The organism is Delftia sp. WSY_22 (genome assembly GCF_043104185.1).
Taxonomy (GTDB): domain Bacteria; phylum Pseudomonadota; class Gammaproteobacteria; order Burkholderiales; family Burkholderiaceae_C; genus Comamonas; species Comamonas tsuruhatensis.
Map to the genome: position 1 here is coordinate 12,905 of NZ_JBICKN010000029.1, position 25,844 is coordinate 38,748.

Genomic DNA, 25,844 nt, shown 5'->3' on the forward strand with positions numbered 1-25,844 from the left:
CTCCCGCTGTCCGCTGTTTCCGCCATGACTTCTGCCACGCCCCGCACGCCCGCCTTCCCCAGCCGCCTGCCCCATGTGGGCACGACCATCTTCACCACCATGTCGGCCCTGGCCGCCGAGCACCAGGCGGTGAACCTGGGCCAGGGCTTTCCCGATTTCGGCTGCGACCCCAGGCTGGTCGATGCCGTCACGGCCGCCATGCAGGCCGGCCACAACCAGTACCCGCCCATGCCCGGCCTGCCCCAGCTGCGCCAGGCCATGGCCGACAAGATGCAGGCGCTGTACGGCCGCAGCTACGATGCGGGCACCGAGATCACGGTCACGGCCGGCGCCACGCAGGCCATCCTCACCGCCATCCTGGCCACCGTGCATGCTGGCGACGAGGTCATCGTGCTCGACCCCTGCTACGACAGCTACGTGCCCAACATCGAGCTGGCCGGCGGCGTGCCCGTGCGCGTACCGTTGACGCCGGGCAGCTTCAAGCCCGACTTCGCCAAAATTGCCGCCGCCATCACGCCGCGCACCCGGCTTTTGATCATCAACAGTCCGCACAACCCCAGCGCCACCATCTGGAGCGATGCCGAGATGCTGCAGCTGCAGGAGCTGCTGGCGCCCACCGACGTGCTGCTGATCAGCGACGAGGTCTACGAGCACATGGTCTACGACGGCCGCCAGCACCAGAGCGCCGCGCGCTTTGCCGGCCTGGCGGCGCGCGCCTTCATCGTCTCCAGCTTCGGCAAGACCTACCATGTCACGGGCTGGAAGGTGGGCACCGTCGCCGCGCCGGCCGCACTCACGGCCGAGTTCCGCAAGGTCCACCAGTTCAACGTCTTCACCGTCAACACGCCCATGCAGGCGGGCCTGGCCAGCTACATGGCCGACCCCGCGCCCTATCTTCAGCTGCCCGCCTTCTACCAGGCCAAGCGCGATCTTTTCCGCCAGGGCCTGGAAGGCTCGCGCCTGCGCCTTCTGCCCACGGCGGGGACCTACTTCGTCTGCGCCGACATCTCGGCCGTGTCGGACCTGGACGAAGCCGCGTTCTGCCAGTGGCTGGTCAAGGAACACGGCGTGGCGGCCATCCCGCTGTCGGCCTTCTATGGCGACGGCTTCGACCAGCGCGTGGTGCGCTTTTGCTTTGCCAAGCAGGACAGCACGCTGCGCGCGGCACTGGATCGGCTGCGCAAACTCTGAGGTTTGTGGGCGAGCGGGCTTGCAGCCCCGGATAATGAGAAGCATTCTCGAATCCGATTGCGGGCCTTTTGTTCCGCTCACCCATGCCCTCCTCCTCCCAGCGCTACACCACGGCGCAGCTCGACGCCATGCGCCAGCGCCACGGTTTCAGCGTGCGCTTTCTCTCTGCCGTCTCCGAAAACGATTGCATCTTCGAGGGACAGGTGCAGGAGCACCAGCTGCCCTCGGGCCTGCAACTGGTCAGCTCCGACATCCGCATCGACCACAGCTATGAATCCACATCCGAGCACCCGCGGCGCTTCACCGCCGTGGTCCTGCTCGACGGCCAGGCCGAGCTGCAGTTGCCGGGCGCCCGCCGTGCACTGAGCGTGACGCGCCATGCGGCGGCGGCATTCTCGTGCGGCGACACCGAGATTCTCAAGGCCACCCATGCGGCAGGCCAGACGGTGCGCGGCTTCAACCTGTCCATCGAGGCGCCCGAGGCCTGCGCCGATGCCGAACTGGCCGAGCTGCTGCACCAGGCCATGCGGCAACCCGGCCCGCCACTGCATGCCTGGTCGCTGCCCGAGCACCTGGCCGTCTCGCTGCGCCAGCTGCTCGATGGCGTCTGGAGCGGCAGCCTGGCCCGGCTGCACCGCGAAGGCATTGCGCTGCAGGTGCTGGCCTGCGCGCTGCAGGCACATGCGCAGCCGCGGCCTGCGCCCTTGCCGCGCATCCATCCCCGGGACAGGCGCGGCCTGGAGCGCGTGCGCGAGTGCATGGATGCAGCGCCGGGCCAGGCGTACAGCCTGGACGACCTGGCGCGCCTGGCCTGCATGAGCCCGACCACGCTGCGCGAGAAATTCCAGGCCGCCTACGGCCAGACCGTGTTCGGCTGGCTGCGCGAGCGCCGAATGCAGCTGGCGCGCGAGCGGCTGGCACAGGGCTGGAGCGTGCAGGAAGCGGCCGACTGCGTGGGCTTTCAGCACGCCAGCAATTTCGCCACGGCCTTTCGCCAGCGCTTCGGCCACGCGCCCAGCCAAGGCAGCCTGCGTCGCAAACCATAGGACTGGCGTCGCCGGGAACAGGCGGCGGCGGCGCACATTTCCCACAATCCGGGCTCACGCCCAGGACCATGGAAATGATGAGCATTCGCATTCAAAACCCCACCCCGCGACACCTCCAAGGCGCGCGGACCCCGCTGTCCCTGCTGATCTGTGCCCTTTGTGCCGCCCCTGCGCCAGCAGTCTGGGCCGCCGACGAGGACAGGCCCCCTGCCAGGAACAGCGACACCGAACTGGGCACCGTCACCGTGCGCGCCGCCGCCGATGCCGGCACCACCGAAGGCACGGCGCGCTACACCAGCGGTTCCACGGGAACGGCCACGGGCCTGCAACTGTCGGCACGCGAGACACCGCAGTCGGTCAGCGTGATCACGCGCCAGCTCATGGACGATGCCGGCCAGCTCACGGTCTCGCAGACGCTGGAGGCCTCCGCCCCCGGCCTGTCGGTCAGCCGCAGCGACAGCAACCGCTATCAGTTTTCCTCGCGCGGCTTTGGCGTCAGCAACTTCCAGTTCGACGGGCTGGCCTCGCCCATCAACAGCCTGTGGAACTTCGGCGCCACCGACATGGACACGGCCTTCTACGACCGTGTGGAAATCGTGCGCGGCGCCACGGGCCTGCTCAATGGCTCGGGCGATCCGTCGGCCACGGTGAACTTCGTGCGCAAGCAGCCGCGCGAGACGGCGGGCGGCCATGCCTCGCTGACGCTGGGCCGCTGGAACCTTCGCCGCGCCGAGGCCGATCTGTCCCTGCCGCTGGACCGCGAAGGCCGCGTGCATGGCCGCGTCGTGGCCGTGCAATCGGACAGCGACAGCTACGTCAGCCACTTCGGCCAGCGCAGGCAGGGCCTGTACGCCGTGGTGAGCGCGGCCCTGACGCCCGCCACCCGGCTCGTCACCAGCCTCGAATACCAGAAGAACACCAGTCCCGGCATGGGCGCCGGCTTTCCGCTGTTCTATGCGGACGGCAGCCGCACGGACTTCGACCGCTCGGTGTCCAACAACGCGCGCTGGTCGCATTTCGGCACCGAGAACACCACGGCCACGCTGGACCTGACCCACCGCCTGGACAACCGCTGGCTGCTGCGCGCCGCCTACAGCCGCAACGACGGCAACTACGACATGCGCTACGTCTACCGGGGCGGCGCGCCGGACGCCAGCACCGGCCTGGGCATGGCCAACTCCTTCATCAAGTACCGGGGCGACCGCTCGCGCGACAGCCTGCACCTCACGGCCAGCGGCCCGGTCGCGCTGTTCGGGCGCCAGCACGAGATTGCCGTGGGATGGAACCATGTGCGCGACGATATCGACATCCGCCGCTATGCACCGCTGGGCACGCCGCCTGCCACGGACAACTTCCTCGACTGGCGCAACGGCAGCCTGGCCGAGCCGGGCTGGTCCGACGCCTCCAACGGCGGCGACGACAGCCGCATGCGCCAAAGCGGCGGCTATGCCGTGGGGCGTTTCTCGCTGGCCGATGGCTGGACGGCCGTGGCCGGCGCCCGCCTGAGCCGCTGGTCCACGCGCCAGAACTACTTCGGCAGCCTGCGCGACTACCGCTACAGCAACGAAATCACGCCCTACGCCGGCCTGCTGTGGGACATCGATGCCCGGCACACGGCCTACCTGAGCTACACGGAAATCTTCACGCCCCAGAACTACCGCGACAAGCAAGGCAGCATCCTGGACCCCGTCACCGGCCAGGCCTTCGAGCTGGGCCTCAAGGGCTCCTGGCTGCAGGACCGGCTGCAGGGTTCTGCCGCGCTGTTCCAGACCCGCCAGGACAACCTGGCACAGGACACGGGCGAATTCATCGACGGCACCACGGACCAGAAGGCCTACCGGGGAGTCAAGGGCGCCCAGGTGCGCGGCATCGATCTGGAACTCAGCGGCGAGCCGGCCCGGGGCTGGCGCCTGGGCGCCAGCTACACGCACTACACGGCACGCAGCGCCAGCGGCGCCGCCTTCAACACCACGCACCCGCGCAGCCTGGTCAAGCTCATGGCCATGCGCAGCTTCGAGGGTGCGCTGCAAGGCCTGAGCCTGGGCGGCAACCTGCGCTGGCAAAGCCGCATCTGGCAGAACGTGACCAACCCGCTGCGCCAGAGCGTGCAGGTAGGCCAGGGCAGCTACCTGGTGGTCAACCTCTCGGCCCACTACCGCATCGACCCCACCTGGTCGGCCAGCGTGCAGCTCAACAACCTGCTGGACCGGCAGTACTACAGCCAGATCGGCTTCTACAACCAGGGCTGGTGGGGCGAGCCGCGCAATCTGACGGTGAGCCTGAAGGCGGATTTCTAGCTGTATCGGCATCGGCATGGACAGCGGCAATTCCCGCTCCACCCCGGCGCCCCGGCAGGCGCCAGCCCACGTCATGGGGCGCACCGTGCAGATGCAGGCACGAGCCGCAAAGCCGCATGGGTGCGGGCAGTTGGCAGCGTCGGGGGCGGATGCAGGAGAGGGGGCGGACCTTGTTCATGGGCGGGTCCAGGAGGCTTGCGCCGTGGTTGCAGGAGCCATGACGGGCGCACGCCGGTTCAATCCATTCTCATTTGCCGAGCAAGGCCGAACAGGTCATTCGCCCGCCGCATGACGTCCTGCCAAAACATTGATTGACGTCAAGACAGCCACCGCCCAGCATTGGCCCGCCTGAAAATCCACCGCTGGCCCCAGCCGCTGCGCCACCAAAACATCGACAAGGAGACATCCCCCATGCCCCGTACCCTTTCACGCAAGCAATTCCTGCGCGCTGCCGCGCTGCTCGGCGCCACGCTGCTGCCCCTGCCCCAGGCCTGGGCGGATGCCTATCCCACCCGCCCCGTCAAGCTGGTCGTGCCCTTCGCCCCTGGCGGCAATACCGATGTGCTGGCGCGCATGGTGGCGCAGGGCCTGTCCGAATCGCTGGGCCAGCCCGTGATCGTGGAAAACATCTCCGGCGCCAACGGCTCCATCGGCGCCAGCCGCGTGGCTTCGGCGGCCAATGATGGCTATACGCTGCTGTTCGGCACGGCCGGCACCCAGGCCATCAACCAGAGCCTGTACAAGAACCTCAGCGAGAAGAACCTGGGCGATTTCGAGTACGTGGCCCTGGTGACCACCATTCCCAATGTGCTGGTCGTCAACGAGACGCGCACGCCCGCCAGGACGGTGAAGGACCTGGTGGCACGCGCCGCCGCGCAAAAGACCGGCATGAGCTATGGCTCGCCGGGCAGCGGCTCCACGGTCCACCTGTCGGGCGAGCTGTTCAAGAGCGCCACCCAGCTGGACATGGTGCATGTGCCCTACAAGGGCAGCGCGCCGGCCCTGACCGACCTGCTGGGCGGCCAGATCGATTTCATCTTCGAGAACGTAACGCCCGCCCTGCCCTTCGTGCAGTCGGGCAAGCTCAAGGCCCTGGCAGTGACCTCCGAGCAGCGCCTGCCCGCCCTGCCCGATGTGCCGACCATGAAGGAAAGCGGCTACCCCACCTTCGTGACCGGCACCTGGAACGGCGTGCTGGCACCCAAGGGCACGCCGGCCGCCATCGTCAAGCGCCTGGAAGAGGCCACGCTCAAGGTGGCGGGCCATGCCGACTTCAAGTCCAAGGTGACGGCACTGGGCGGCGAAGTGCGCCTGCTGGACTCCAAGGCCTTCCGCGAATTCACGCGGGCCGAGTACCAACGCTGGAATGCGATCGTGCAGACGGCGAAGCTGGAGCGGCAATAACGTCGGCTCCGGCCCCCGCCTCCGGCGCCCGCTGGCGGCGGGCCCAGAACGTCTCGTTCGCCCAGCGCGGCTCCAGCGCATAGTAGTGCTGGTGATGGCTGCGGTACGCGGCGCGTATCGACCGGATCCACACATCCCAGGCAGGCAACGCACCGGCGTCGCCCGCCAGGCTGCGGCGCACGGCCAGGGCGGCCTCGCTGCCGGTGACCAGGCTGTTGAGCAGACCCTGCGATGCCAGCGGATCGAAGGACAGGCAGGCATCGCCCACGGCCAGCCAATCCGGCCCGCTGGCTGCATCCAGCCATTGCTCGTGGGCGGCGGCCACCCGCAACGGCTCCAGCACCTGGCTGCCCACGCTGCGCGCGCCCACCAGGGCCGTGCGATCGGCCATGTCCAGCAGATCCGCCGTGCTGCGCAGGCGGCGGGCTTCGGGCAGGTCGATATCGGTCTGCCAGGCAATCACGCAACTGCCATCAGGCAGATCGGCGCTGTACCACCAGCCTTCGGCATCCGACTCGATCATGGTGGTGCCTGCATGCTCATGCGATGGCGGCTCCACCCAGGCGTGAAAACAGACCAGGCGGCCGTCGCGGCGGACCTCGGCACCCGCCTGCCGGGCCACCCGGGCCGCGCGGCCCGTGGCATCGACCACGATGCGGCAGGACAGCTCCAACGGGCCGTGCGCCGGGTCGCCCTGCGCCCTATCGATCAGGCAGCGCCAGCGCATGGGCGCGCCCGGTGGCTGGCGCTGCAGGCTGCGCAGCGTGGCGGGCACCAGGCAGGGCACGCCACGGCTGCGCGCAGCCTCCAGCAGCATGGCGTCGAAGCGCTTGCGGTCCAGGTGCCAGCCCGCGCCATGCGGGTCGAACAGTGCGTCCTGAAAGATGACCTCGGAGCTTCCCCACAGTGACCGCCGCGACCAGGCAGGACGGTGGCCCTGTGCCGCGAACGCATCCCACACGCCCAGGTCGGACAGAATCACCCGGGCCGCAGCGGGCAGGGTTTCGCCAATGGCCCGCCCAGCCTGCACGGCGCGTCCTACCAGCGCCACGCGGCAATGCCCTGCCAGCTGCGCGGCAACGGCCGCGCCCGCCGGTCCCGCGCCCACGACGAGCACATCCAGTTCATCCGGCAGCGGCGCGGTGGCCATGGCATGCGCAGACATAGACATGGCCGCCATTCAGCGCGGCAGCACCGGGCCGCGCTGCGTCAGGGCGCGCAGCTGCTCTTCGTTGTCTGCGTCGAAGGGCTCGATGCGGGGAGGCGCTTCCTGCCCGGCCGGTTGCACGGCAGTCTTGAGCATGTGCGACGGCGCCGGGGCGATGCGGTTTTCCACCTGCATCAACGGCGGGAAGTCCTTGTCGCCAAGCGGGCCCGGCCGATTCTCGATGACGCCCATGTCACCGAAGTGGCTGATCATGCGGTTGATTTCGCTCTCATAGCCTCCCTCGCCCAGGGTGCGGAACCACGACTCGCGCCGGTTGAAGGCGGCGACACGCTGATCGCGCGGCAGTTCGGTATCGATGACCTTTTCATAGGCCTCCTGCGTCAGCACCTGGTTGGGCACGCGGGCCGGCCAGAACGTGGGCAGGTAGGGGTCGTAGCGCGGGCCGTAGCCGGCGTAGTAGCCGCTGCGGCAGCTGGCGGTGTCGGTCTGCCAGGGAACGGCCATCCAGCGCGTGAGGTCACCGGCCACCTGTGCATACAGCGGCCCGCTCTCGGACAGCGCCACGGCGGGGGTGAGCCGCGAGCCGTAGAGCTGCAGCTCGGGCGGGTTCTCGGCCGCCTCGCGGATGCGAAATGGCGCCCGGTACATGCTGGCGTGGCGCATGGGCCAGGTGATCTCGCAACCCGGGTGAAAGGCATCGGCCAGGCAGTCGTCCATGGCGGCATGGTCGAGCATGGTGGGCTGCTCCTGCAGCGGCACATCGGACAGCTGGGCCGGGTACTTCTGGCCGGGCGTCCAGTCGGAGAGAAAGTGGCCTGCGGCCCACAGGTCCAGCATCCTCAGCTGCGTGGCCGTCAGCGCCGCATGCTGGCGCGGCGTGTCGGCCGGCGGCACGGCCATGGCGTCGCCATACAGCCAGGGCCAGGGCTGAGGAGATGCGCCATCACGGTCAAAACGGCGGAAGGCATTCGCAACCTGCTGGCGCAGCTCGGCCCAGGTCGTGCCCGGGCTGTTGAGCCTGGCGATCCACGCCTCGTCATCCGCACTGGCGGCGGCACCCCAGCCGAATTGGGCGGCAAAGCCCTTGTTCGCCCACTGCAGGCTACTCTGGCGCTGGAGTATGGGCAGAATGTGCCGGCTGAAGGAGACCTGCAGCGGAAACGCAGCCATGCCCGAGCGGATGAAAACATCCTCCATCAGGTCCTTCATGGTGCGCACCGACTTCATCTGCGGGCCGTAGTTGGGCGGCGCAACCGTGACCCATGCCGCATCCACCGGCACGGAAACGCCGGCCACGACGACCTTCGCGCGCACCGGGCCGTCGGCCACATCGTCATGCCAGCCCTCGTTGTTCGCAAACGTAGTGGCCTTGGAGCCATCCACGGAGGCAGAGACGCCCCGGCCTCCCAGCACGAGAAGCTGGCCCGTCTTTTCAATGCGCAATTCGCCCAGATAAACCGGCTTGCCGCAGAAACTGCCGCTGTCGAATGCCACCGGGGCCGAGCCTTTGGCAATTCGGCGGGCTCCCGGCCGAATGGCCAGGCTTTTCCGGTCCTTCACCTTGGCATTGCGCAAAATCGTGGGATCGGCCGCTGCGGCTTCAGGCACGTCCAGCGCCAATTGGAATTGATACCAAGCAGCCTTGGTATTGGCCAGTTCGACTTCCCATTCGATTTCGTCCTGGTCGGCCGTGAGTTCACGCACCACCTCGCCCGCGGCGTTGTAGCCGTAGATGCGAAAGCGCGCAGCCTGGCGCTTGAGCGCGCCCTGCGCATCACGCAGGCTGCCCGGCGCCATGGGCGGCATATGCATCAGCTCGGGGCCGACATAGTACTCATCCGGGCTATTGCCAATACGCGCCACACCAATTCCCGGGTGTATGGCAGCACGCACAATGGTGGAGTCGATTCCCATTTGTCGCCCTTTCAGTTGCTGAGGCACTGATTGCAACAAACGGTATCAAAAATGCCGAGACAAAGTTAATTATCGGGAATCGCCAATCCATAGCAACGCGCAAATCGATTCATATGAACCCATTTGCGCAAAAGATGCCGAATCGCTATTGATAATGAATTGGCAAGATAAATACCGGTTCACAGCAGCACGATGTCGTACTGCTCCTGTGCCATGGCGGTCTCGGCCTGCAGCGAGATGGGTTTCTTGATGAAGTCGGACAGGCCGGCCAGGTGCTGGCTTTCCTCGTCCAGGAACATCTCGACCACCTTGGGCGAGGCCACGATGCGGAACTCGCGCGGGTTGAACTGGCGCGCCTCGCGCAGGATTTCTCGCAGCACCTCGTAGCAGACGCTGCGCACGGTCTTCACATGGCCCTTGCCCTGGCAGACCGGGCAGGATTCGCACAGCATGTGGGCCAGCGATTCGCGCGTGCGCTTGCGCGTCATCTCCACCAAGCCCAGCTGCGAGAAGCCACCCGCCATGGTCTTGACGCGGTCGCGCCCGAGCTGGCGCTTGAATTCGGACAGCACCTCGGCCTGGTGGTCGTCGCGCACCATGTCGATGAAATCCACGATGATGATGCCGCCCAGGTTGCGCAGGCGCAGCTGGCGCGCGATCTGGTGGGCGGCTTCCAGGTTGGTCTTGAAGATGGTGTCGTCGAAGTTGCGCGCGCCCACGTAGCCGCCGGTATTGACGTCCACCGTGGTCAGCGCCTCTGTCTGGTCCACGATCAGGTAGCCGCCCGACTTGAGGTCCACGCGCCGGCCCAGCGCGCGGGCGATTTCCTCGTCGATGGCGAACAGATCGAAGATGGGCCGCTCGCCGCGGTAATGCTGCAGCTTGGGCACGGCCGCCGGCATGTACTCCTGCCCGAAGGTCATGAGCAGGGCGAACTGCTCCTTGGAGTCGATGCGGATGCTCTGCGTGCCTTCGCCCACCAGATCGCGCAGCACGCGCTGCAGCAGGTTCAGGTCCTGGTGCAGCAGCGACATGGGCGGCAGGCGCACCGAGGCCTCCTTGATGCGGCTCCAGGTCTTGCGCAGGTAGCGGATGTCGTCGGCCAGCTCGGCGTCGCTGGAGTCCTCGCCATTGGTGCGCAGGATGAAGCCGCCGCCGCCGCCGGTCTCCTTGGTGCCGACCAGGCCCTGCAGCCGGGCGCGCAGGGCATCGCGCTCGCCCTGCGGGATTTTCTGCGAGATGCCGATGTGGTCGTCCTGCGGCAGCAGCACCAGCAGGCGTCCCGCAATGCTGATCTGCGTGGACAGGCGCGCGCCCTTGGTGCCGATCGGATCCTTGATGACCTGCACCATGATGGTCTGGCCCTCGAAAACCTGCTTTTCGATGGGCACGACAGGCATGTCCTTGCGCGCGAACATGGGGGCCTCGCCCCCTTCCTGCCGCTGCCAGACATCGGCCACGTGCAGGAAGGCCGCGCGCTCCAGGCCGATGTCGATGAAGGCCGACTGCATGCCCGGCAGCACACGCGAGACCTTGCCCAGGTACACGTTGCCGACCAGGCCGCGCTCCAGCGGGCGCTCCATGTGCAGTTCCTGGACGGCGCCGTTCTCGATGATGGCCACGCGCGTTTCCTGTGGCGACCAATTGATCAGAATGTCTTGCTGCATGCTGTGCCTGTGGTGTGCTTTGTCGTTTGTATTTCTCGGCCGGAGCGGCCCGGCAGACATCTTGCCGTGCCGCGCGCTGCCGTCGGCCGTGCGCGCCTGCCTGCACGCCCCTCGGGGCCCAGGTCGGGGAGCTGGCCTACAGCGCCCAGCCCAGCTCGCGCAACAGCGCCGCCGTCTCGAACAGCGGCAGGCCCATGATGCCCGAGTAGCTGCCTTGCAGCCACTGCACATGGGCCGCCGCACGGCCCTGTATGCCATAGGCACCGGCCTTGCCCATGGGCTCGCCCGAGGCCACGTAGGCATCGATCTGCTGAGCGCTCATGGCCGCAAAGCGAACCCGGGAGACCGACAGCGCAGCCAGGCGCCGCGCGCCATGCTGTATGGCCACGGCTGTCAGCACCTCATGCTCTCGGCCGGCAAGCCCCGTCAGCATGCGGCGTGCATCGTCGGCATCGGCGGGCTTGCCCAGAATGCGGCCGTCGAGCGCCACCGTGGTGTCCGAGCAGAGCACGGGAGCGGCAGCCAGCGCACGGCGCGCGTGGCGGGCCACGGCAGCGTCGAGCTTGAGTGCGGTCACGCGCTGCACGTAGTCGCGCGCTGCCTCGCCGGCCAGCTCGGCTTCCATGGCCTCGGCATCTTCGGCGATGTCGCCATCCGCATTGGGCAGCAAAAGCTCATGGGCCACGCCCAGCTGCTCCAGCAGTTGGCGGCGGCGGGGGCTTTGGGAGGCTAGGTAGATGAAGGGCGGCATGATGAAAATGAGAAATGCCTTCAGCCCTTTGTATCAAAGCGCCGAAGGCTATCAAAATCATAGTATCACGAGATCTTCCGATCCGCATGACACCGCCGCTGCCGCTATTCCCGGTGGTAGGGATGGCCGGCGTTGACCGACCAGGCACGGTACAGCTGCTCGATAAGGAGCACCCGCACCATGGCATGCGGCAGGGTCAGGTCCGACAGGCGTATGCGCTCGTGTGCGGCCTGCCTGAAGGCGGGGTCCAGACCGTCCGGGCCTCCGATGATGAGGGCCACGTCATCGCCCTCCAGCTGCCAGCCCTGCAGGCGCTGGGCCAGGGCCTTGGTCGTCAGATTGGTGCCGCGCTCATCGAGCACGACGATGCGCGTGCCGCGCGGAATGGCGGCCTCGATGCGCTTGCGCTCGGCCGCGTACAGGGTCTCGACCGTCTTGGAGCCGCGTGGCTCCGTCTTGACGGCCTTGAGCTCCACCTTGAGTTCCGGAGGAAAACGCTTTGCGTAGTCGTCGTAGGCTGTCTGCGCCCAGTCGGGCACATGCTGGCCCACGGCCACGATCAACAGCTTCATGCAGCGTCAGCCCTGAACCGCTCAGGCCTTGGCGCGGGGAGCGCGCTTGGCTGCCGGCTTGGCGACAGGCTTGGCAGCGGCGCCAGCCTTGGCCTTGGCGGGGGCGCGGTTGACCACCACGGTCTTGATGGCCTTGGGCGCCGCCGTCTTGCCGGCCGGCGACTTGGCTGCGGCCGACTTCACAGCAGCCGACTTTGCGGCGGCCGGCTTTGCCGCTGCGGAACGGGGTGCAGCGGCCTTGGCAGGGGCCGCCTTCTTGGCAGCGGGCTTCTTGGCGGCGGCGGAGGCTGCGCCAGAAGCGGCCTTCTTGGCTGCAGGCTTGGCAGCGGTTGCCGCCGCCTTCTTGGTTGCAGCCTTCTTGGCCTTTTCTTCCGCCTTGTCGGTGGCAGCCGAGCGCGTGGGCTTGGGAGCGCCCAGCTTCAGGCGTACAGGCGTCTCGCCCCAGATCTCTTCCAGGCGGTAGTACTGGCGGATGGCCGGCTGCATGACATGGACCACGGCCTGGCCGCAGTCCACGATGATCCACTCGCCGTTTTCTTCGCCTTCCTGGCGCGGCACGGGGAAACCGGCCTGCTTGACGGCGTCGCGCACGCTGGAGGCCAGCGCCTTGGTCTGGCGGTTGGAGGTGCCCGCAGCCACGATCACGCGCTCGAACAGCGGCGAGAGCTTTTCGGTATTGAAGACCTGGATGTCTTGGGCCTTGACGTTTTCGAGGCCGTCAACAATGGCGCGTTGCAGCTTGGTCACGTCGCGCTTGGCTGCGGAATCCGATTTGGTGGAAGTGGTCATCAGGCGGTGATCAATGGAATAGGAATGGGATCAATATAGCGCGAGCGCCGTGCGGCCCGTAGAGGGCTGGGCTGTAGCGGCGCTCCAAAATGCATGGAGTTCGCCCACAGATCGCCGGAAGATTTCGCGCCGAAGAAAGTGGAGAACGCAGCCAACGCTGCGCCTCAAGCTATTGAAATTATAGTTTTGCCGCCTATTCCCTTGCACGCGCGGATTTCGCCACGCCGCTCGGGAGGGCGGCTCTCGGGCTCAAAGCCAGTCGCGGGGCACCAGGAATTGCTCCAGCAAAGCGCGCTCGGGGGTGCCGGGCGCGTCCTCGCGCTGGTAGCTCCAGCTCGCATGCGGTGGCATGGACAGCAAGATGGACTCCGTACGCCCGCCGGACTGCAGGCCGAAGTGCGTGCCCCGGTCCCAGACCAGGTTGAACTCCACATAGCGGCCGCGGCGGTAGCGCTGGAAATCGACCTGCTGCTGCCCGTAGTCCATGGCCTGGCGGCGCTCGACGATGGGAAGGTAGGACTCCAGAAAGGCATCGCCCACCGAACGCAGCATGTCGAAACTGCGCGCCTGGCCCAGTTCCGAGAAGTCGTCGAAGAAGATGCCGCCGATGCCGCGCTGCTCGTTGCGGTGCTTCAGGCGGAAGTACTCGTCGCACCAGGTCTTGAAGCGCGGGTAGAGCGTGTCGCCAAAAGGCGCCAGCGCATCGCGGCAGACGCGGTGAAAGTGCTGTGCATCTTCCTCGAAGCCGTAGACCGGCGTCAGGTCCATGCCGCCGCCGAACCAGCAGGTGGGTTCGTTGCCCGGCTGCCCTGCCGCACCTGAGCCGGCTGCACCTGAGCCGGCCGCAATCATTCGCACATTCATGTGCACCGTAGGCACAAAAGGATTGCGCGGATGGAAGACCAGGGACACGCCCATGGCCTCGAACGGCGCACCGGCCAGCTCAGGCCGGTGCTGCGTGGCCGAGGGCGGCAGCTGCGGCCCGCGCACATGCGAGAAGCCGCAGCCCGCGCGCTCGAACACGCGGCCGCCTTCCATGATGCGGGTGATGCCATCGCCCTGCAGGCGCTCGCCGGGGCCCTTGCTCCAGGCGTCGGACAGAAAGCGTGCACCGCCCTCGCCTTCCACCTGTTCCAGCGCCTGCGTGATGCGGGCCTGCAGGCCCGTCAGGTACTCGCGCACCAGGGCCACGGGCAGCGCCTGCCCGGTCGATTGCTCTGCCATGGACTCAGTTCTTCACGGCACGGAAGCCGATGTCGCGGCGGTACTGGGCACCATCGAAATGGATGCCACGCGCCACGTCATAGACCTTTTGCTGGGCCTGCTTGACGCTGTCGGCCAGCACGGTGACGCACAGTACGCGGCCACCGCTGGTGACGGGCACACCGTCCTTGAGCTGGGTGCCGGCATGGAAGACCATGGCATCGGCGGCGTCCTGCGGCAGCCCGCTGATGGCATCGCCCTTGCGCGGGTCCTCGGGGTAGCCTGCTGCGGCCATGACCACGCCCAGCGCCGTGCGGCGGTCCCATTGCAGCTCGACCTGGTCGAGCTTGGCATCGGTGGCCGCCAGCATGACGTCCACCAGATCGCTCTTGAGACGCATCATGATGGGCTGGGTCTCGGGGTCGCCCATGCGGCAGTTGAACTCCAGCGTCTTGGGATGGCCGGATGCATCGATCATCAGGCCCGCATACAGGAAGCCGGTGTAGGGAATGCCGTCCTTTTCCATGCCGCGGATGGTCGGCAGGATGATCTCGCGCATGGCGCGGGCATGCACGTCGGCCGTGACCACGGGCGCGGGCGAGTAGGCGCCCATGCCGCCCGTGTTCGGGCCCTGGTCGCCGTCCTTCAGGCGCTTGTGGTCCTGGCTGGTCGCCAGGGCCAGGACGTTCTTGCCGTCGCACAGCACGATGAAGCTGGCTTCCTCGCCGGCGAGGAATTCCTCGATCACCACGCGGGCGCCGCCGTCGTTGTGGGCCACGCCGTACTTGTTGTCCACGAGCATGAAGTCCACGGCGTCGTGGGCTTCCTGCAGCGTGGTCGCAACGACCACGCCCTTGCCTGCGGCCAAGCCGTCGGCCTTGACCACGATAGGCGCACCCAGGCGATCCACATAGGCGTGGGCAGCAACCGGGTCGGTGAAAGTCTCGTAGAGCGCCGTGGGGATGCCGTGGCGCGCCATGAAGTCCTTGGAAAACGCCTTGGAGCTTTCCAGCTGGGCGGCCGCCTTGGAGGGGCCGAAGATGCGCAGGCCGTGGGCGCGGAACTCATCGACCACGCCGGCAGCCAGCGGAGCCTCGGGGCCGACCACGGTCAGCGCGACCTTCTCGGCCTGCGCCCACTCGCGCAGCGCCTGCGGGTCGGTGATGTTGAGGTTCTCCACCTTGCCGCCGGCCAAGCCCGTGCCACCGTTGCCGGGGGCCACATAGACCTTGGTCGATTTCGGCGATTCAGCCAGTTTCCACGCCAGGGCGTGCTCGCGGCCTCCGCCACCAATCACAAGAATTTTCATAGTTCAGCGTTGTGGTAGACGTCCTGTACGTCATCCAGGTCTTCGATCATGTCCAGCAGCTTTTGCATGCGGGCTGCGTCATCGCCTTGCAGGGCGATGGTGTTTTCCGGGCGCATGGTGACTTCAGCCACCTCCGGCGTCAGGCCCTTGGCCTGCAGCGCGTCGCGCACGGTTTCGAACTCGGCGGGTGCGGTCAGCACCTCGATGGCCCCCTCATCATCGGTGATCACGTCCTCGGCACCGGCCTCCAGCGCCACTCCCATGATCTGGTCCTCGTCGCTTCCGGGAGCGAAGATCAGTTGTCCGACATGCTTGAACTGGAAGGACACGGAACCCTCCGTGCCCATGTTGCCACCGTACTTGCTGAAGGCATGACGCACATCCGCCACAGTGCGCACGCGATTGTCGGTCATGGTGTCCACGATGATGGCCGCGCCGCCAATGCCGTAGCCTTCGTAGCGGATTTCCTCATAGGTCACGCCTTCGAGATTGCCCGTGGCCTTGTCGATGTTGCGCTTGATGTTGTCGGCCGGCATGTTGGCCGCCTTGGCCTTTTCCACCGCCAGGCGCAGGCGCGGGTTGGCGCTGAGATCGCCCCCTCCCGTGCGTGCCGCCACCATGATTTCACGGATGATGCGAGTCCAGACCTTGCCGCGCTTTTCGTCCTGGCGGCCTTTGCGGTGCTGGATATTGGCCCATTTACTGTGTCCTGCCACAGGCTGTCCTTTGATATTGATTTAACCTTGCGGCTGGGATTTTACTTTTGACCGCATGCTCCCCCGAGGAAACCCGAAATGGCCGCTCCACTTCTGATCGCCCGCCACTCTGCCACAGAATGCCTGCTGCTGCCCGCACTGGCCAATCGACATGGCCTGATCACCGGCGCCACGGGCACCGGAAAGACCGTGACGCTGCAGAAAATGGCGGAAGGCTTCTCCGAAATCGGCGTGCCGGTGTTCATGGCCGACATCAAGGGCGACCTGTCGGGCATCAGCCAAAGCGGCAGCACCGGCGCCAAGATGGCGGCTTCGCTGCAGGAGCGCGGCATCGAGATTCCCCAGCCCCTGGCCTGCCCCACCACGCTGTGGGACGTGTTCGGCGAGCTGGGCCATCCGGTGCGCGCCACGGTTTCGGACATGGGGCCGCTGCTGATCGGGCGCATGCTGGCCCTGAACGACACGCAGATGGGCGTGCTCAACCTGGTCTTCAAGATTGCCGACGACAACGGACTGCTGCTGCTGGACCTCAAGGACCTGCGGTCCATGCTCCAGCACGTGGGCGACAACGCCAAGCAGTTCACCACCGAGTACGGCAACATCAGTGCCGCCAGCGTGGGGGCCATACAGCGCGGACTGGTGGCCATCGAGTCGCAGGGCGGCGACAAATTCTTTGGCGAGCCCATGCTCGACATCAACGACCTGATGCAGACCGATGCGGGCGGCAAGGGCGTGGTCAACATCCTGGCGGCCGAGAAGCTGATGAATTCGCCGCGCCTGTACTCCACCTTCCTGCTGTGGATGCTGTCCGAGCTGTTCGAGCGCCTGCCCGAGATCGGCGACCCCGACAAGCCCAAGCTGGTCTTCTTCTTCGACGAGGCCCACCTGCTGTTCAACGATGCGCCCAAGGTGCTGCTCGAACGCATCGAGCTGGTGGTGCGCCTGGTGCGCTCCAAGGGCGTGGGCGTGTATTTCGTCACGCAAAACCCGATGGACGTGCCCGACACCGTGCTGGCCCAGCTGGGCAATCGCGTGCAGCATGCACTGCGCGCCTTCACGCCGCGCGACCAGAAGGCCGTCAAGGCCACGGCCACCACGATGCGGCCCAAGCCGGGGCTGGACATCGAGGCCGCCATCACGGAGCTGGCCGTGGGCGAGGCCCTGGTGAGCTTCCTCGATGAAAAGGGCCGCCCCGGCATCACCGAACGCGCCTATGTCATTCCACCGGGCAGCCAGATCGGTCCGATCAGCGAGGAGCAGCGCAAGGTCTTGCTGGCGCAATCGCTGGTGGCAGGTGTCTATGAAAAGGCGGTGGACCGCGAATCGGCCTACGAAGTGCTGCGCGGACGCACGGCAGCATCCGGCGACGGGGCCTCGCAGGCAAGCCCTGCCGGAGCCGCACCCGCCGCCAGCGAAGGCGGCGGCGCCATGATGGACGGGCTCAAGGACCTTCTGTTCGGCACCACAGGCCCGCGCGGAGGCAAGCACGACGGCCTGGTTCAGACCATGGCCAAGTCCACCATGCGCACCATGGGCAATTCGCTGGGCAAGGAAATCCTGCGCGGCGTGCTCGGCGGCATCCTGGGCAACAAGAAGCGCTGAAGCGCTGGCGCACCGGCACTGCGCCGCATCAAACACCATAGCACCCAGCCGTTGCCATGCAACGGCTGGCGCATTTCAGGGCGCTGAAAGCCTGCGCATGCGGCTATGATCGAAACCGCCTCCATCCACTTTGCGGAACCGCACGCCATGACGACGAACAGCCCTCCCTCGCTGCCCACCTATGACGACGTTGCCGCCGCAGCCGGCCGGCTGGAGGGCGTGGCCCACCGCACCCCCATACTGCGCAGCCGCACCGCCGACGAGCTGCTGGGCGCCCAGCTGTTCTTCAAGTGCGAGAACCTGCAGCGCACGGGTGCCTTCAAGATACGCGGCGCCTACAACGCGCTGTCGCAGTTCACCCCCGAGCAGCGCAAGCGCGGCGCCCTGGCCTTCTCTTCGGGCAACCATGCCCAGGCCGTGGCACTGGCCGCGCAGATGCTGGACATGCCCGCGCTCATCGTCATGCCCGAGGATGCGCCTGCCTCCAAGATGGCGGCCACGCGCTCGTACGGTGCCCAGGTGGTGACCTATGACCGCTTCACCGAGGACCGCGAAGCCATCTCCCGGCGCCTGGCCGACGAGCGCGGCATGACGCTGATCCCGCCGTTCAACCACCGCGACGTGATTGCCGGCCAGGGCACGGCGGCCAAGGAATTGTTCGAGGAGGTGCCCGATCTGGACTACCTGTTCGTCTGCCTGGGCGGCGGCGGCCTGCTGTCGGGCAGCCTGCTGGCAGCCGGACAGCTCTCTCCGCGCTGCAAGGTCTACGGCGTCGAGCCCCAGGCCGGCGACGATGCCCGCCAGTCGCTGCGCGCAGGCCGGATCGTGCAGATCCCCACGCCCCACACCATTGCCGACGGCGCGCAGACCCAGTCCATCGGCGATATCACATTCGCCATCATCCGCGAGCATGTCGAAGATATCCTGGCCGTGGCGGACGAGCATCTGGTGCAGGCCATGCGCTTTTACGCGGAACGCAAGAAAATCGTGGTCGAACCCACGGGAGCGCTCTCGCTGGCGGGCGCCCTGCATGGCGGGGTTGCGCTGTCGGGCGCACGCGTGGGCATTCTCATCAGCGGCGGCAATGTGGACCTGGCGCGCTACGCGCGCTTTCTGCACGACTGAACCGACCCCTGGCGCCGGCCCCAAAATACCGGCGCCCTTTTTTCCAGAAGAAAACCATGAGTACTCTGCACCTGATCGACCACCCGCTGGTCCAACACAAGCTCACGCTGATGCGCCGCAAGGAAGCCAGCACCAACAGCTTTCGCCGCATGCTGGGCGAGCTGTCCACGCTGATGGCCTACGAGATCACGCGCGACATGCCGCTGCAGGACATCGAGATCGAGACCCCGCTGGAGACCATGACCGGCAAGGTCATCGACGGCAAGAAGCTGGTGCTGGTGTCCATCCTGCGCGCCGGCAACGGTTTCCTCGACGGCATGCTCAACGTCGTGCCCGGCGCGCGCATTGGCCACATCGGCCTGTACCGCGACCCCGAGACGCTGCAGCCCGTCGAGTACTACTTCAAGATGCCCTCCGAGATGGAAGAGCGCGACGTGCTGGTCGTCGATCCCATGCTGGCCACGGGCAATTCGGCCGCCGCCGCCGTGGCGCGCCTGAAGCAGCTGAACCCGAAGTCCATCAAGTTCATGTGCCTGCTGGCAGCGCCCGAAGGCGTGGCCACCATGCAGAAGGCCCATCCCGACGTGGACATCTACACGGCCGCCGTGGACCGCCAGCTGGACGCCCACGGCTACATCCTGCCGGGCCTGGGCGACGCGGGCGACCGAATCTTCGGCACCAAGTGAGCCGCCGGGCGCTGGGCGCCTGCACCCACAAAAAAGCCGCACGATGTGCGGCTTTTTTGCTTGGCAGCGGGGACAGCGTCATCAATCCACCAGGCCCGCGTAGACGTTCTGCACGTCATCGTCGTTCTCGATGCCGGCCAGGAAGTCCTGCACTTCCTCCTGCTGCTCAGCCGACAGGCTGGCCATGCTGACCGGCGTCTTGGCCTTGTAGCCCAGCTTGGCCGACAGCACCTTGAAGCCCTGGGCCGGCAGCGCCTTGCTCACGGTATCGAGGTCGGTGGGGTCGGTGATGAACAGCGTCGTGCCCTCTTCCTCGCCGGGCTCGAAGTCCTGTGCACCGGCCTCGATGGCGGCCAGTTCGGCATCGGCGCCGCCTTCGGGCTCGCCTTCGATCATGCCCACATGGTCGAAGTCCCAGGCCACGGCCGTCATCTGGCCCTTGCGAAAGCACACGCGCATGTTGGGCGCCGTGCGGTTCACGTTGTCGGTCAGGCACTCGATCATCACCGGCACGCGGTTGGGGCCGTAGCCTTCATAGACCACGCGCTCGTAGTTGACGGCATCGGCACCCACGCCCGAGCCCTTCTTGATGGCACGCTCGAGCGTGTCCTTGGGCATGGAGGCCTTGCGTGCGGCTTCCACCGCCATGCGCAGGCGCGAGTTGCCTGCCGGATCGGCGCCGGCGCGCGCCGCGACGATGATTTCCTTGACAAGCTTGCCAAACAGCTTTCCCTTGGCGTCGGCGACCAGCGCCTTGCCCTTTGCTTTCCATTGCGCGCCCATGGCTGCTTTTCCCTTGCGGATTCTCTGGTGGGTAGGAGGCGCCGCCGCCCGCCCCCGCAGGGACCCGGCCCGGCGCCGAAAGAGCGCTGTTTATACACCCGCGCAAGTGGCTGCGCGGGCTTTTTGCACAGTGGTTGACAGGTCGCCGCAGGCTCTGGTGGCGTCGTGCATGATGCTGGCTTGTGCGAAGCCCCCTGCCTGCGCTGCACCGCCGCCGACGTCAACGGCGGTGCATCCGGCTTCCCGTCTTGTCCCCTCATCACAGGAGCATCGGCATGCCGCCATCCCTATCCGCCGCCCTCGCCATCAGCACCCTGGGCCTGTCCGGCGCACTGTGGGCCGCCAGCCCCAACCTCTCCACAGAAATCGTCGCCGAAGGCCTGGAGCACCCCTGGGCCATGGCTTTCCTGCCGGATGGGCGCTACCTGGTGACCGAGCGGCCGGGCCGCATGCGCATCGTGCAGGGCGACGGAAGGCTGGGCGCTCCCCTGGCGGGCCTTCCGGCCGTGGAGGCCGCAGGCCAGGGCGGCCTGCTGGACGTGGTGCTGGACAGCGACTTCGCGCGCAACCGCCAGCTGTACTTCTGCTACTCCGAGCCCGGCAGCGGCGCCGACAGCGGCAAGAACAGCACGGCGCTGGCCAGCGCCCGGCTGTCCGACGATGCCAGCCGGCTGGAGCAGGTGAAAGTGCTGTTCTCGCAGCGCCCCAGGTACGCGAGCGCATTGCATTTCGGCTGCCGCATCGTGGAGCGCAGGGTGGACGGCAAGAGCGATGGCACGCTGTTCCTGGCGCTGGGCGAGCGCTCGCGCTACAAGGAAGAGGCCCAGAACCTGCAAAGCCACCTGGGCAAGATCGTGCGCATTGCCAAGGACGGCAGCGTGCCCAGGGACAACCCCTTTGTCGGCCGCGCGGATGCCTGGCCCGAGATCTGGAGCTACGGCCACCGCAACGCCCAGGGCGCGGCGCTGGCGCCCGATGGCAGCCTGTGGATGCATGAGCACGGCCCGCAGGGCGGCGACGAGGTCAACCGGCCCGAGCCCGGCAAGAACTACGGCTGGCCCGTGATCACCTACGGCGAGAACTATGGCGGCGGCAAGATCGGCGCCGGCATCACGCGCAAGGAGGGCATGGAGCAGCCGCTGCACTACTGGGTGCCGTCGATCGCCCCCTCAGGCATGGCCTTTGTGACCAGTGACCGGTATGGGGCGCAATGGAAGGGATCGCTGGTCGTGGGCTCGCTCAAGTTCCAGCGGCTGGAGCGCCTGACGATCAGGTCCGGGAAGGTGACGGCCAGCGAGCAGGTGCTGCCGCGCCTGGGCCAGCGCGTGCGCGATGTGCGCCAGGGACCGGACGGCTGGCTTTACCTGCTGACGGACGCCCAGGGCGGGCAGTTGCTGCGCGTCACCGCCACGCCCTGAGTCCCGTCACGCGCGGCGGCTCACTGCACGGTGATGCCGTTGGCCTTGACCACGGCATCCCAGCGCTTGCGCTCGGCGGCCACGAAGCCCGTGAAGGCTGCGGAGGAGCTGCCCACGGGCGTCAGGCCCAGTTTCTCCAGGCTGGCGCGCGTGGCCGGCAGGGCCAGGGCCTTTTGCACCAGGTCCTGCAGCTTCTGCACGGTCTCGGGCGCGGTGCCTGCGGGCAGGAAGAAGCCGTTCCACTCCGTCACCTCGAAGCCCTTGATGCCGCTTTCCGCCACCGTGGGCACGTCGGGCAGGTCCGGCATGCGCTTGGCCGAGGACACGGCCAGCGCCTTGAGCTTGCCGCCCTTGACATAGTTGATGCTGGAGGCGGCGTTGGCAAAGTACACATCGACCTGGCCGCCCATGACATCGACGATGGCGGGCGCCCCGCCCTTGTAGGGAACGTGGACGGCATCGAACTTGGCGTCTGCCTTGAGCAGTTCCGTCGCCATCTGGGCCAGGCTGCCCGGGCCGTAGGAGGCATAGGTGAGCCTGCCGGGCTTTTGCCGCGCGGCATTCATGAAGTCGGCCAGGCTGTTGTAGGGCGAGGACGGCGCCGCCACGAGGATGTTGGGCACGCTGATGGCCTGGGACACGGCAATGAAGTCCTTGGCCGGGTCATAGGGCAGCTTGCGCAACGCGGGGTTGATGGCGAAGGACGATGCGTCATACAGCACCGTATAGCCATCGGCCTTGGCACGCGCCACGAGGGCGGCACCAATGGCGCCGCTGGCGCCGGCCTTGTTGTCCACCACCACGGTCTGGCCCGAGACCTCGCCCAGCGCCTTGGCGATGATGCGCGCCGCATTGTCCGCACCGCCGCCGGCCGAGAACGGCACGACGACCGTGATGGCCTGCGCGGCCGGATAGTCGGCCGCATGCAGCGTGCCCTGGAAAAGTCCCAGTCCCAGGCCCAACCCCAAGGCCAGCACCGTCATGGCGGGCCGCAATGTCTTGATCTTCTTCACGTTTCTGTCTCCTGTTGCTCCATGGTGAAAACCTGGGCTGCGAGGCTTGCGTGCCCCGCGCCCTCAATCGAATCCGTACAGCTCGGCGGCGTTGTCCACCAGCACGCGGGCGCGCAGCGCCGCATCGGGAATCCAGCGTGACAGCAGCGCCAGCAGCATCGGGGTCTGCGGCGGATGGGCAGCTTCGGTGACATGGGGCCAGTCGCTGCCCCAGACCAGGCGCTGCGGGGCCTCGGCCACCCAGGCCTGCGCCAGCGCGTCGCAATCGGCATAGCCTGCGGCCAGGCCCGCCCGGCTGTTCAGATACGGGCCCGAGAGCTTGACCCAGGCCCTGCCCTGCTGCACCAGCCCACGGACCACACCGAAGGCGGGCTGGTGCACGCCTGCGCCGTCAGTGCTGTCAGCCAGCCGCGCCATGTGGTCGAACACCAGGGTGCATGGCAGCCGCTGCAGCAGCGCCGCATGGGCCGCGATCTGGTTGGCCAGCCAGTGCAGCTGCACATGCCAGCCCAGCGGGGCAATGCGCTCGGCCAACGGCTCCAGCATGTCCAGCCGCACGGCTGCATCGTGCTCGGTGTGCAGCGAAAAGCGGATGCCGCGAATGCCGCCGTCATGCAGCGCCTGCAGCTGGGCGTCGGTGCTCTCGGGGTGCACTACGGCAATGCCACGCGTGCTTGCAGCGCCCAGCGACTGGATGGCGTGCAGCGTGGCCCGGTTGTCCGTGCCATGCGCACGCGGCTGGACGATGACGGCGCGCTCCAGCCCCATGGCGCCGCGCAGCTGCGCATAGTCGGCAGCCGTGGCATGGGCGCGCATGGCCTGCGGAGCCTCGGCCCAAAAACGCGTATCAAAACGCGGATCGAAGACGTGCAGATGGGCGTCGCAGGCGCCAGCGGGCAGTGCGTGCATCAGCGGCTCTCTTGCGCGGCGGCCTTCAGCGCCTCGGTATGCTGGCCCAGCGTGGGCGCGGCAAAGGCCGGCGGGCCGGGCGTGCGGTCGAACTCCACGGCGCCGGCAAAGCCCCGGTAGCTGCCCAGGGTCGGGTGCTCGAAGCGGGTGACCATGCCTTCGGCCTGCACCTGCGGGTCGTCGAACATGTCTTCCACCGTGCGGGCCGCCGCGCAGGGCACTTCCTCACCGAACAAGGCCTCCCATTCCAGCGCGCTGCGCCCCGCCAACGCCTGGCGCAGCAGGGGCACCAGCACGTCGCGGTGCTGGGCGCGCTTGCGCACGGAGTCGTAGCGCTCGTCACCGGCCAGCTCGGGCAGCCCCAGCTTGCGGCACAGCGCCTCCCAGAAATGCGCGGTATTGGCCGAGATGTAGAGATAACCTTCGCGCGTCGGGTGGATGCCCGTGATGCCGCCGGAGCGCATGTCGCGCCCCACCTCGCGCGGCTCGCCCTCGGCCCAGACCATGCGTGCGGACTGCATGGTCAGTGCCGCGCGCAGCAGGGACACGCCCACATGCTGGCCCAGCCCGCTTTTCTCGCGCTCGTACAGCGCCGACGACACGCCGCCCGCCACCAGGGCCGAGGCGTAGTAGTCCACCACGGAGCCGTAGAGAATCTCGGGCGGCCCGCCAGCCTTGCCCTGCATGGCGCACATCCCGGTCATGGTCTGCAGCACCTGGTCGTAACCCGCCTTGGCCTTGAGCGGACCCCGGCTGCCGTAGCCGGTGACGCTGCAATAGACGAGGCGTGGGTTGATGGCGGCCAACTGCGCAAAACCGATGCCCAGCCGCTCGGGCACGCCGGGCCGGAAGTTGTGGACCAGCACATCGGCCTCGCGCACCAGGCGCAGCAGCACGGCGTGGTCGGCCTCGTCCTTCAGGTCCAGCACCATGCCCCACTTGCTGCGGTTCACGCCCAGGAAGGCGCGGCTTTCAGCCTCCAGCGTGGACGGGTACTTGCGCAGGTTGTCGCCCACGGGCGGCTCGACCTTGATCACCTCAGCGCCCTGGTCCGCCAGCAGCGAGCAGCCATACGGTCCCGCGATATAGGCGCTCAGGTCCAGCACGCGCACGCCGCTGAGCGGGCCTTTCGGCCCCTGGCGTTCACCGGGCACAAAACTCATTCGTTTCTCCTGATAGGGAAGCGGGAAGGCCTGGGGCACCTCCCGCCAAAGGCCGGGTTCAATCGGCCTGGATATTGCGGTCCTTGGCGAGCTGCTTCCAGCGCGCCACGTCGCTGCGGATCACCTGTGCGAACTGCTGCGGCGTCACGGGGTTGGCAATGGCGCCTTCGCGCAGGAAGCTGGCCTGGATGGTCGGCTTGGCCAGCACCTGGTTCACGGCCTGGTTGAGGCGGTCCACGATGTCGGCGGGCGTGCCCGCAGGCGCCAGCAGCCCCCACCACAGATCGAATTCGTAGCCCGGGATGGCTGTTGCCATGGGCGTCAGGTCCGGCGCAATGGGGCTGGGCTTGAGACTGGTGATGCCGATGGCGCGCAGCTTGCCGTTGCGCACCATGGGCAGGATGGACGGGCCGCTGGAGACCAGCATCTGCACCTGGTTGCCGATCACGTCGGTCACGGCCGGACCCTGGCCCTTGTAGGGCACATGCATGATGTCCATGCCCGGCACCATGGAGCGCATCATCTCGGTCGCGAAGTGGTTGATGCTGCCGGTGCCCGAGGTGGCGTAGTTGAACTGGCCCGGGCTGGCCTTGATGGCGCGCACCAGATCCTGCGGCGTCCTGGCCGGGAATTCGTTGTTCACGGCCACCACCAGCGGGCCCTTGGCAAACATGGCCACGGGCGCCAGGTCCTTGACGGGATCGAAGGGCATCTTGGCCTGCACCGCGGCATTCGTGGTCATGCTCGACGACACCGCCACCAGCGTGTAGCCGTCTGCCGCCGCCTTGGCCACCGAGGCCGTGCCGGTGTTGCCGCTGGCACCGGGCCGGTTGTCCACGATCACGGTCTGCTTGAGCAGATCGCCCATTTCCTTGGCCACCTGGCGTGCGAACACATCGTTGGAGCCTCCCGGCGGATAGGGAACCACCATGGTGATGGCCTTGGACGGGAAGGCGCCCTGCGCCATCAATCCCGGCGAAGCCAGCCCGGCCAGCGTGGCCACCGTTGCCGTGGCCGCCAGCGCCACCAGCCTGCGCCGCGTGCGGCAATGCGAAATGCTCATGTCTTTGTCTCCTGTCCTGTTTCTTGTCGTTGTGTTGCCCGGCATGCAGGACGCC

Annotated in this window: 22 protein-coding genes; 8 read left to right on the forward strand and 14 right to left on the reverse strand. The window is 67.3% G+C overall.

All coding sequences use genetic code 11. The features are described 5' to 3' along the window. Nucleotides 1-24: 24 nt before the first annotated feature. The 4 genes from ACF8NF_RS15755 to ACF8NF_RS15770 all read left to right on the forward strand — a co-directional run bounded on the left by ACF8NF_RS15755 (nucleotide 25) and on the right by ACF8NF_RS15770 (nucleotide 5,938). Nucleotides 25-1,191: a pyridoxal phosphate-dependent aminotransferase gene (locus ACF8NF_RS15755; RefSeq protein ID WP_016453527.1), complete on the forward strand. Its 1,167-nt coding sequence runs from the start codon at nucleotides 25-27 to the stop codon at nucleotides 1,189-1,191. Nucleotides 1,192-1,274: 83 nt separating this feature from the next. Continuing rightward, entirely contained in the window at nucleotides 1,275-2,237 is a 963-nt protein-coding gene (locus ACF8NF_RS15760) for a helix-turn-helix transcriptional regulator (protein ID WP_203399454.1), read from the forward strand. A gap of 77 nt (nucleotides 2,238-2,314) precedes the next feature. Next, the gene (locus ACF8NF_RS15765) at nucleotides 2,315-4,534 is read left to right on the forward strand and encodes a TonB-dependent siderophore receptor (RefSeq protein ID WP_239009383.1); all 2,220 of its coding nucleotides are present in this window, start codon (nucleotides 2,315-2,317) and stop codon (nucleotides 4,532-4,534) included. A gap of 411 nt (nucleotides 4,535-4,945) precedes the next feature. Next, a complete protein-coding gene (locus tag ACF8NF_RS15770) occupies nucleotides 4,946-5,938 on the forward strand; it encodes a tripartite tricarboxylate transporter substrate binding protein (protein ID WP_088164895.1) in 993 nt (330 codons plus the stop codon). Here the strand turns inward: ACF8NF_RS15770 and ACF8NF_RS15775 are convergent. From ACF8NF_RS15775 to ACF8NF_RS15815, 9 genes are all read right to left on the reverse strand, one after another. Then, entirely contained in the window at nucleotides 5,874-7,109 is a 1,236-nt protein-coding gene (locus ACF8NF_RS15775) for an NAD(P)/FAD-dependent oxidoreductase (protein WP_239009384.1), read from the reverse strand. The genes ACF8NF_RS15770 and ACF8NF_RS15775 overlap by 65 nt on opposite strands. A gap of 9 nt (nucleotides 7,110-7,118) precedes the next feature. Further along, nucleotides 7,119-9,020: a LodA/GoxA family CTQ-dependent oxidase gene (locus ACF8NF_RS15780; RefSeq protein WP_203399456.1), complete on the reverse strand. Its 1,902-nt coding sequence runs from the start codon at nucleotides 9,018-9,020 to the stop codon at nucleotides 7,119-7,121. A 179-nt stretch (nucleotides 9,021-9,199) separates the two neighbouring features. Next, entirely contained in the window at nucleotides 9,200-10,687 is a 1,488-nt protein-coding gene (rng, locus tag ACF8NF_RS15785) for a ribonuclease G (protein WP_016453532.1), read from the reverse strand. A 136-nt stretch (nucleotides 10,688-10,823) separates the two neighbouring features. Further along, a complete protein-coding gene (locus ACF8NF_RS15790; RefSeq protein ID WP_047218151.1) occupies nucleotides 10,824-11,438 on the reverse strand; it encodes a nucleoside triphosphate pyrophosphatase in 615 nt (204 codons plus the stop codon). 104 nt (nucleotides 11,439-11,542) lie between these two features. Then, a complete protein-coding gene (rlmH, locus tag ACF8NF_RS15795) occupies nucleotides 11,543-12,010 on the reverse strand; it encodes a 23S rRNA (pseudouridine(1915)-N(3))-methyltransferase RlmH (protein WP_012205361.1) in 468 nt (155 codons plus the stop codon). Between the two features lie 21 nt (nucleotides 12,011-12,031). After that, a complete protein-coding gene (rsfS, locus tag ACF8NF_RS15800; protein ID WP_016446885.1) occupies nucleotides 12,032-12,799 on the reverse strand; it encodes a ribosome silencing factor in 768 nt (255 codons plus the stop codon). A 249-nt stretch (nucleotides 12,800-13,048) separates the two neighbouring features. After that, complete coding sequence (gene hemF, locus ACF8NF_RS15805) at nucleotides 13,049-14,023, reverse strand: oxygen-dependent coproporphyrinogen oxidase (RefSeq protein ID WP_203399457.1); 975 nt, start codon at nucleotides 14,021-14,023, stop codon at nucleotides 13,049-13,051. A 4-nt stretch (nucleotides 14,024-14,027) separates the two neighbouring features. After that, a complete protein-coding gene (gene purD, locus ACF8NF_RS15810; RefSeq protein WP_012205358.1) occupies nucleotides 14,028-15,311 on the reverse strand; it encodes a phosphoribosylamine--glycine ligase in 1,284 nt (427 codons plus the stop codon). Beyond that, nucleotides 15,308-16,027, reverse strand: a complete 720-nt coding sequence (locus tag ACF8NF_RS15815) for a YebC/PmpR family DNA-binding transcriptional regulator (protein ID WP_203399458.1) — start codon at nucleotides 16,025-16,027, stop codon at nucleotides 15,308-15,310. The genes purD and ACF8NF_RS15815 overlap by 4 nt, the downstream gene beginning before the upstream one ends. A gap of 78 nt (nucleotides 16,028-16,105) precedes the next feature. Here ACF8NF_RS15815 and ACF8NF_RS15820 point away from each other — a divergent pair, with 78 nt between their 5' ends. The 3 genes from ACF8NF_RS15820 (at nucleotide 16,106) to upp (ending at nucleotide 19,440) form a co-directional block, all read left to right on the forward strand. Further along, nucleotides 16,106-17,629 carry a helicase HerA-like domain-containing protein gene (locus tag ACF8NF_RS15820; protein ID WP_203399459.1) on the forward strand — a complete coding sequence of 508 codons (1,524 nt, stop codon included), beginning with the start codon at nucleotides 16,106-16,108 and terminating at the stop codon, nucleotides 17,627-17,629. Nucleotides 17,630-17,776: 147 nt separating this feature from the next. Next, entirely contained in the window at nucleotides 17,777-18,754 is a 978-nt protein-coding gene (locus ACF8NF_RS15825; protein ID WP_026062217.1) for a threo-3-hydroxy-L-aspartate ammonia-lyase, read from the forward strand. A 56-nt stretch (nucleotides 18,755-18,810) separates the two neighbouring features. Then, the gene (upp, locus tag ACF8NF_RS15830; RefSeq protein WP_012205354.1) at nucleotides 18,811-19,440 is read left to right on the forward strand and encodes a uracil phosphoribosyltransferase; all 630 of its coding nucleotides are present in this window, start codon (nucleotides 18,811-18,813) and stop codon (nucleotides 19,438-19,440) included. A gap of 81 nt (nucleotides 19,441-19,521) precedes the next feature. On the opposite strand, the gene ACF8NF_RS15835 is transcribed toward upp, so the two are convergent. Further along, nucleotides 19,522-20,223, reverse strand: coding sequence for a YebC/PmpR family DNA-binding transcriptional regulator (locus tag ACF8NF_RS15835; RefSeq protein WP_016446881.1), 702 nt, complete (start codon nucleotides 20,221-20,223; stop codon nucleotides 19,522-19,524). A gap of 275 nt (nucleotides 20,224-20,498) precedes the next feature. Here ACF8NF_RS15835 and ACF8NF_RS15840 point away from each other — a divergent pair, with 275 nt between their 5' ends. Further along, nucleotides 20,499-21,641, forward strand: a complete 1,143-nt coding sequence (locus tag ACF8NF_RS15840) for a PQQ-dependent sugar dehydrogenase (protein ID WP_046239341.1) — start codon at nucleotides 20,499-20,501, stop codon at nucleotides 21,639-21,641. 20 nt (nucleotides 21,642-21,661) lie between these two features. On the opposite strand, the gene ACF8NF_RS15845 is transcribed toward ACF8NF_RS15840, so the two are convergent. The 4 genes from ACF8NF_RS15845 to ACF8NF_RS15860 all read right to left on the reverse strand — a co-directional run bounded on the left by ACF8NF_RS15845 (nucleotide 21,662) and on the right by ACF8NF_RS15860 (nucleotide 25,789). Beyond that, entirely contained in the window at nucleotides 21,662-22,654 is a 993-nt protein-coding gene (locus ACF8NF_RS15845) for a tripartite tricarboxylate transporter substrate binding protein (protein WP_016446879.1), read from the reverse strand. A gap of 63 nt (nucleotides 22,655-22,717) precedes the next feature. Continuing rightward, on the reverse strand, nucleotides 22,718-23,563 hold the full coding sequence (locus tag ACF8NF_RS15850) for an amidohydrolase family protein (protein ID WP_392450837.1): 846 nt from the start codon (nucleotides 23,561-23,563) through the stop codon (nucleotides 22,718-22,720). Continuing rightward, the gene (locus ACF8NF_RS15855; protein ID WP_126312732.1) at nucleotides 23,563-24,726 is read right to left on the reverse strand and encodes a CoA transferase; all 1,164 of its coding nucleotides are present in this window, start codon (nucleotides 24,724-24,726) and stop codon (nucleotides 23,563-23,565) included. Before ACF8NF_RS15855 ends, ACF8NF_RS15850 begins: the two co-directional genes overlap by 1 nt. Nucleotides 24,727-24,784: 58 nt before the next feature. After that, a complete protein-coding gene (locus tag ACF8NF_RS15860) occupies nucleotides 24,785-25,789 on the reverse strand; it encodes a tripartite tricarboxylate transporter substrate binding protein (RefSeq protein ID WP_074923376.1) in 1,005 nt (334 codons plus the stop codon). Nucleotides 25,790-25,844: the final 55 nt, after the last annotated feature.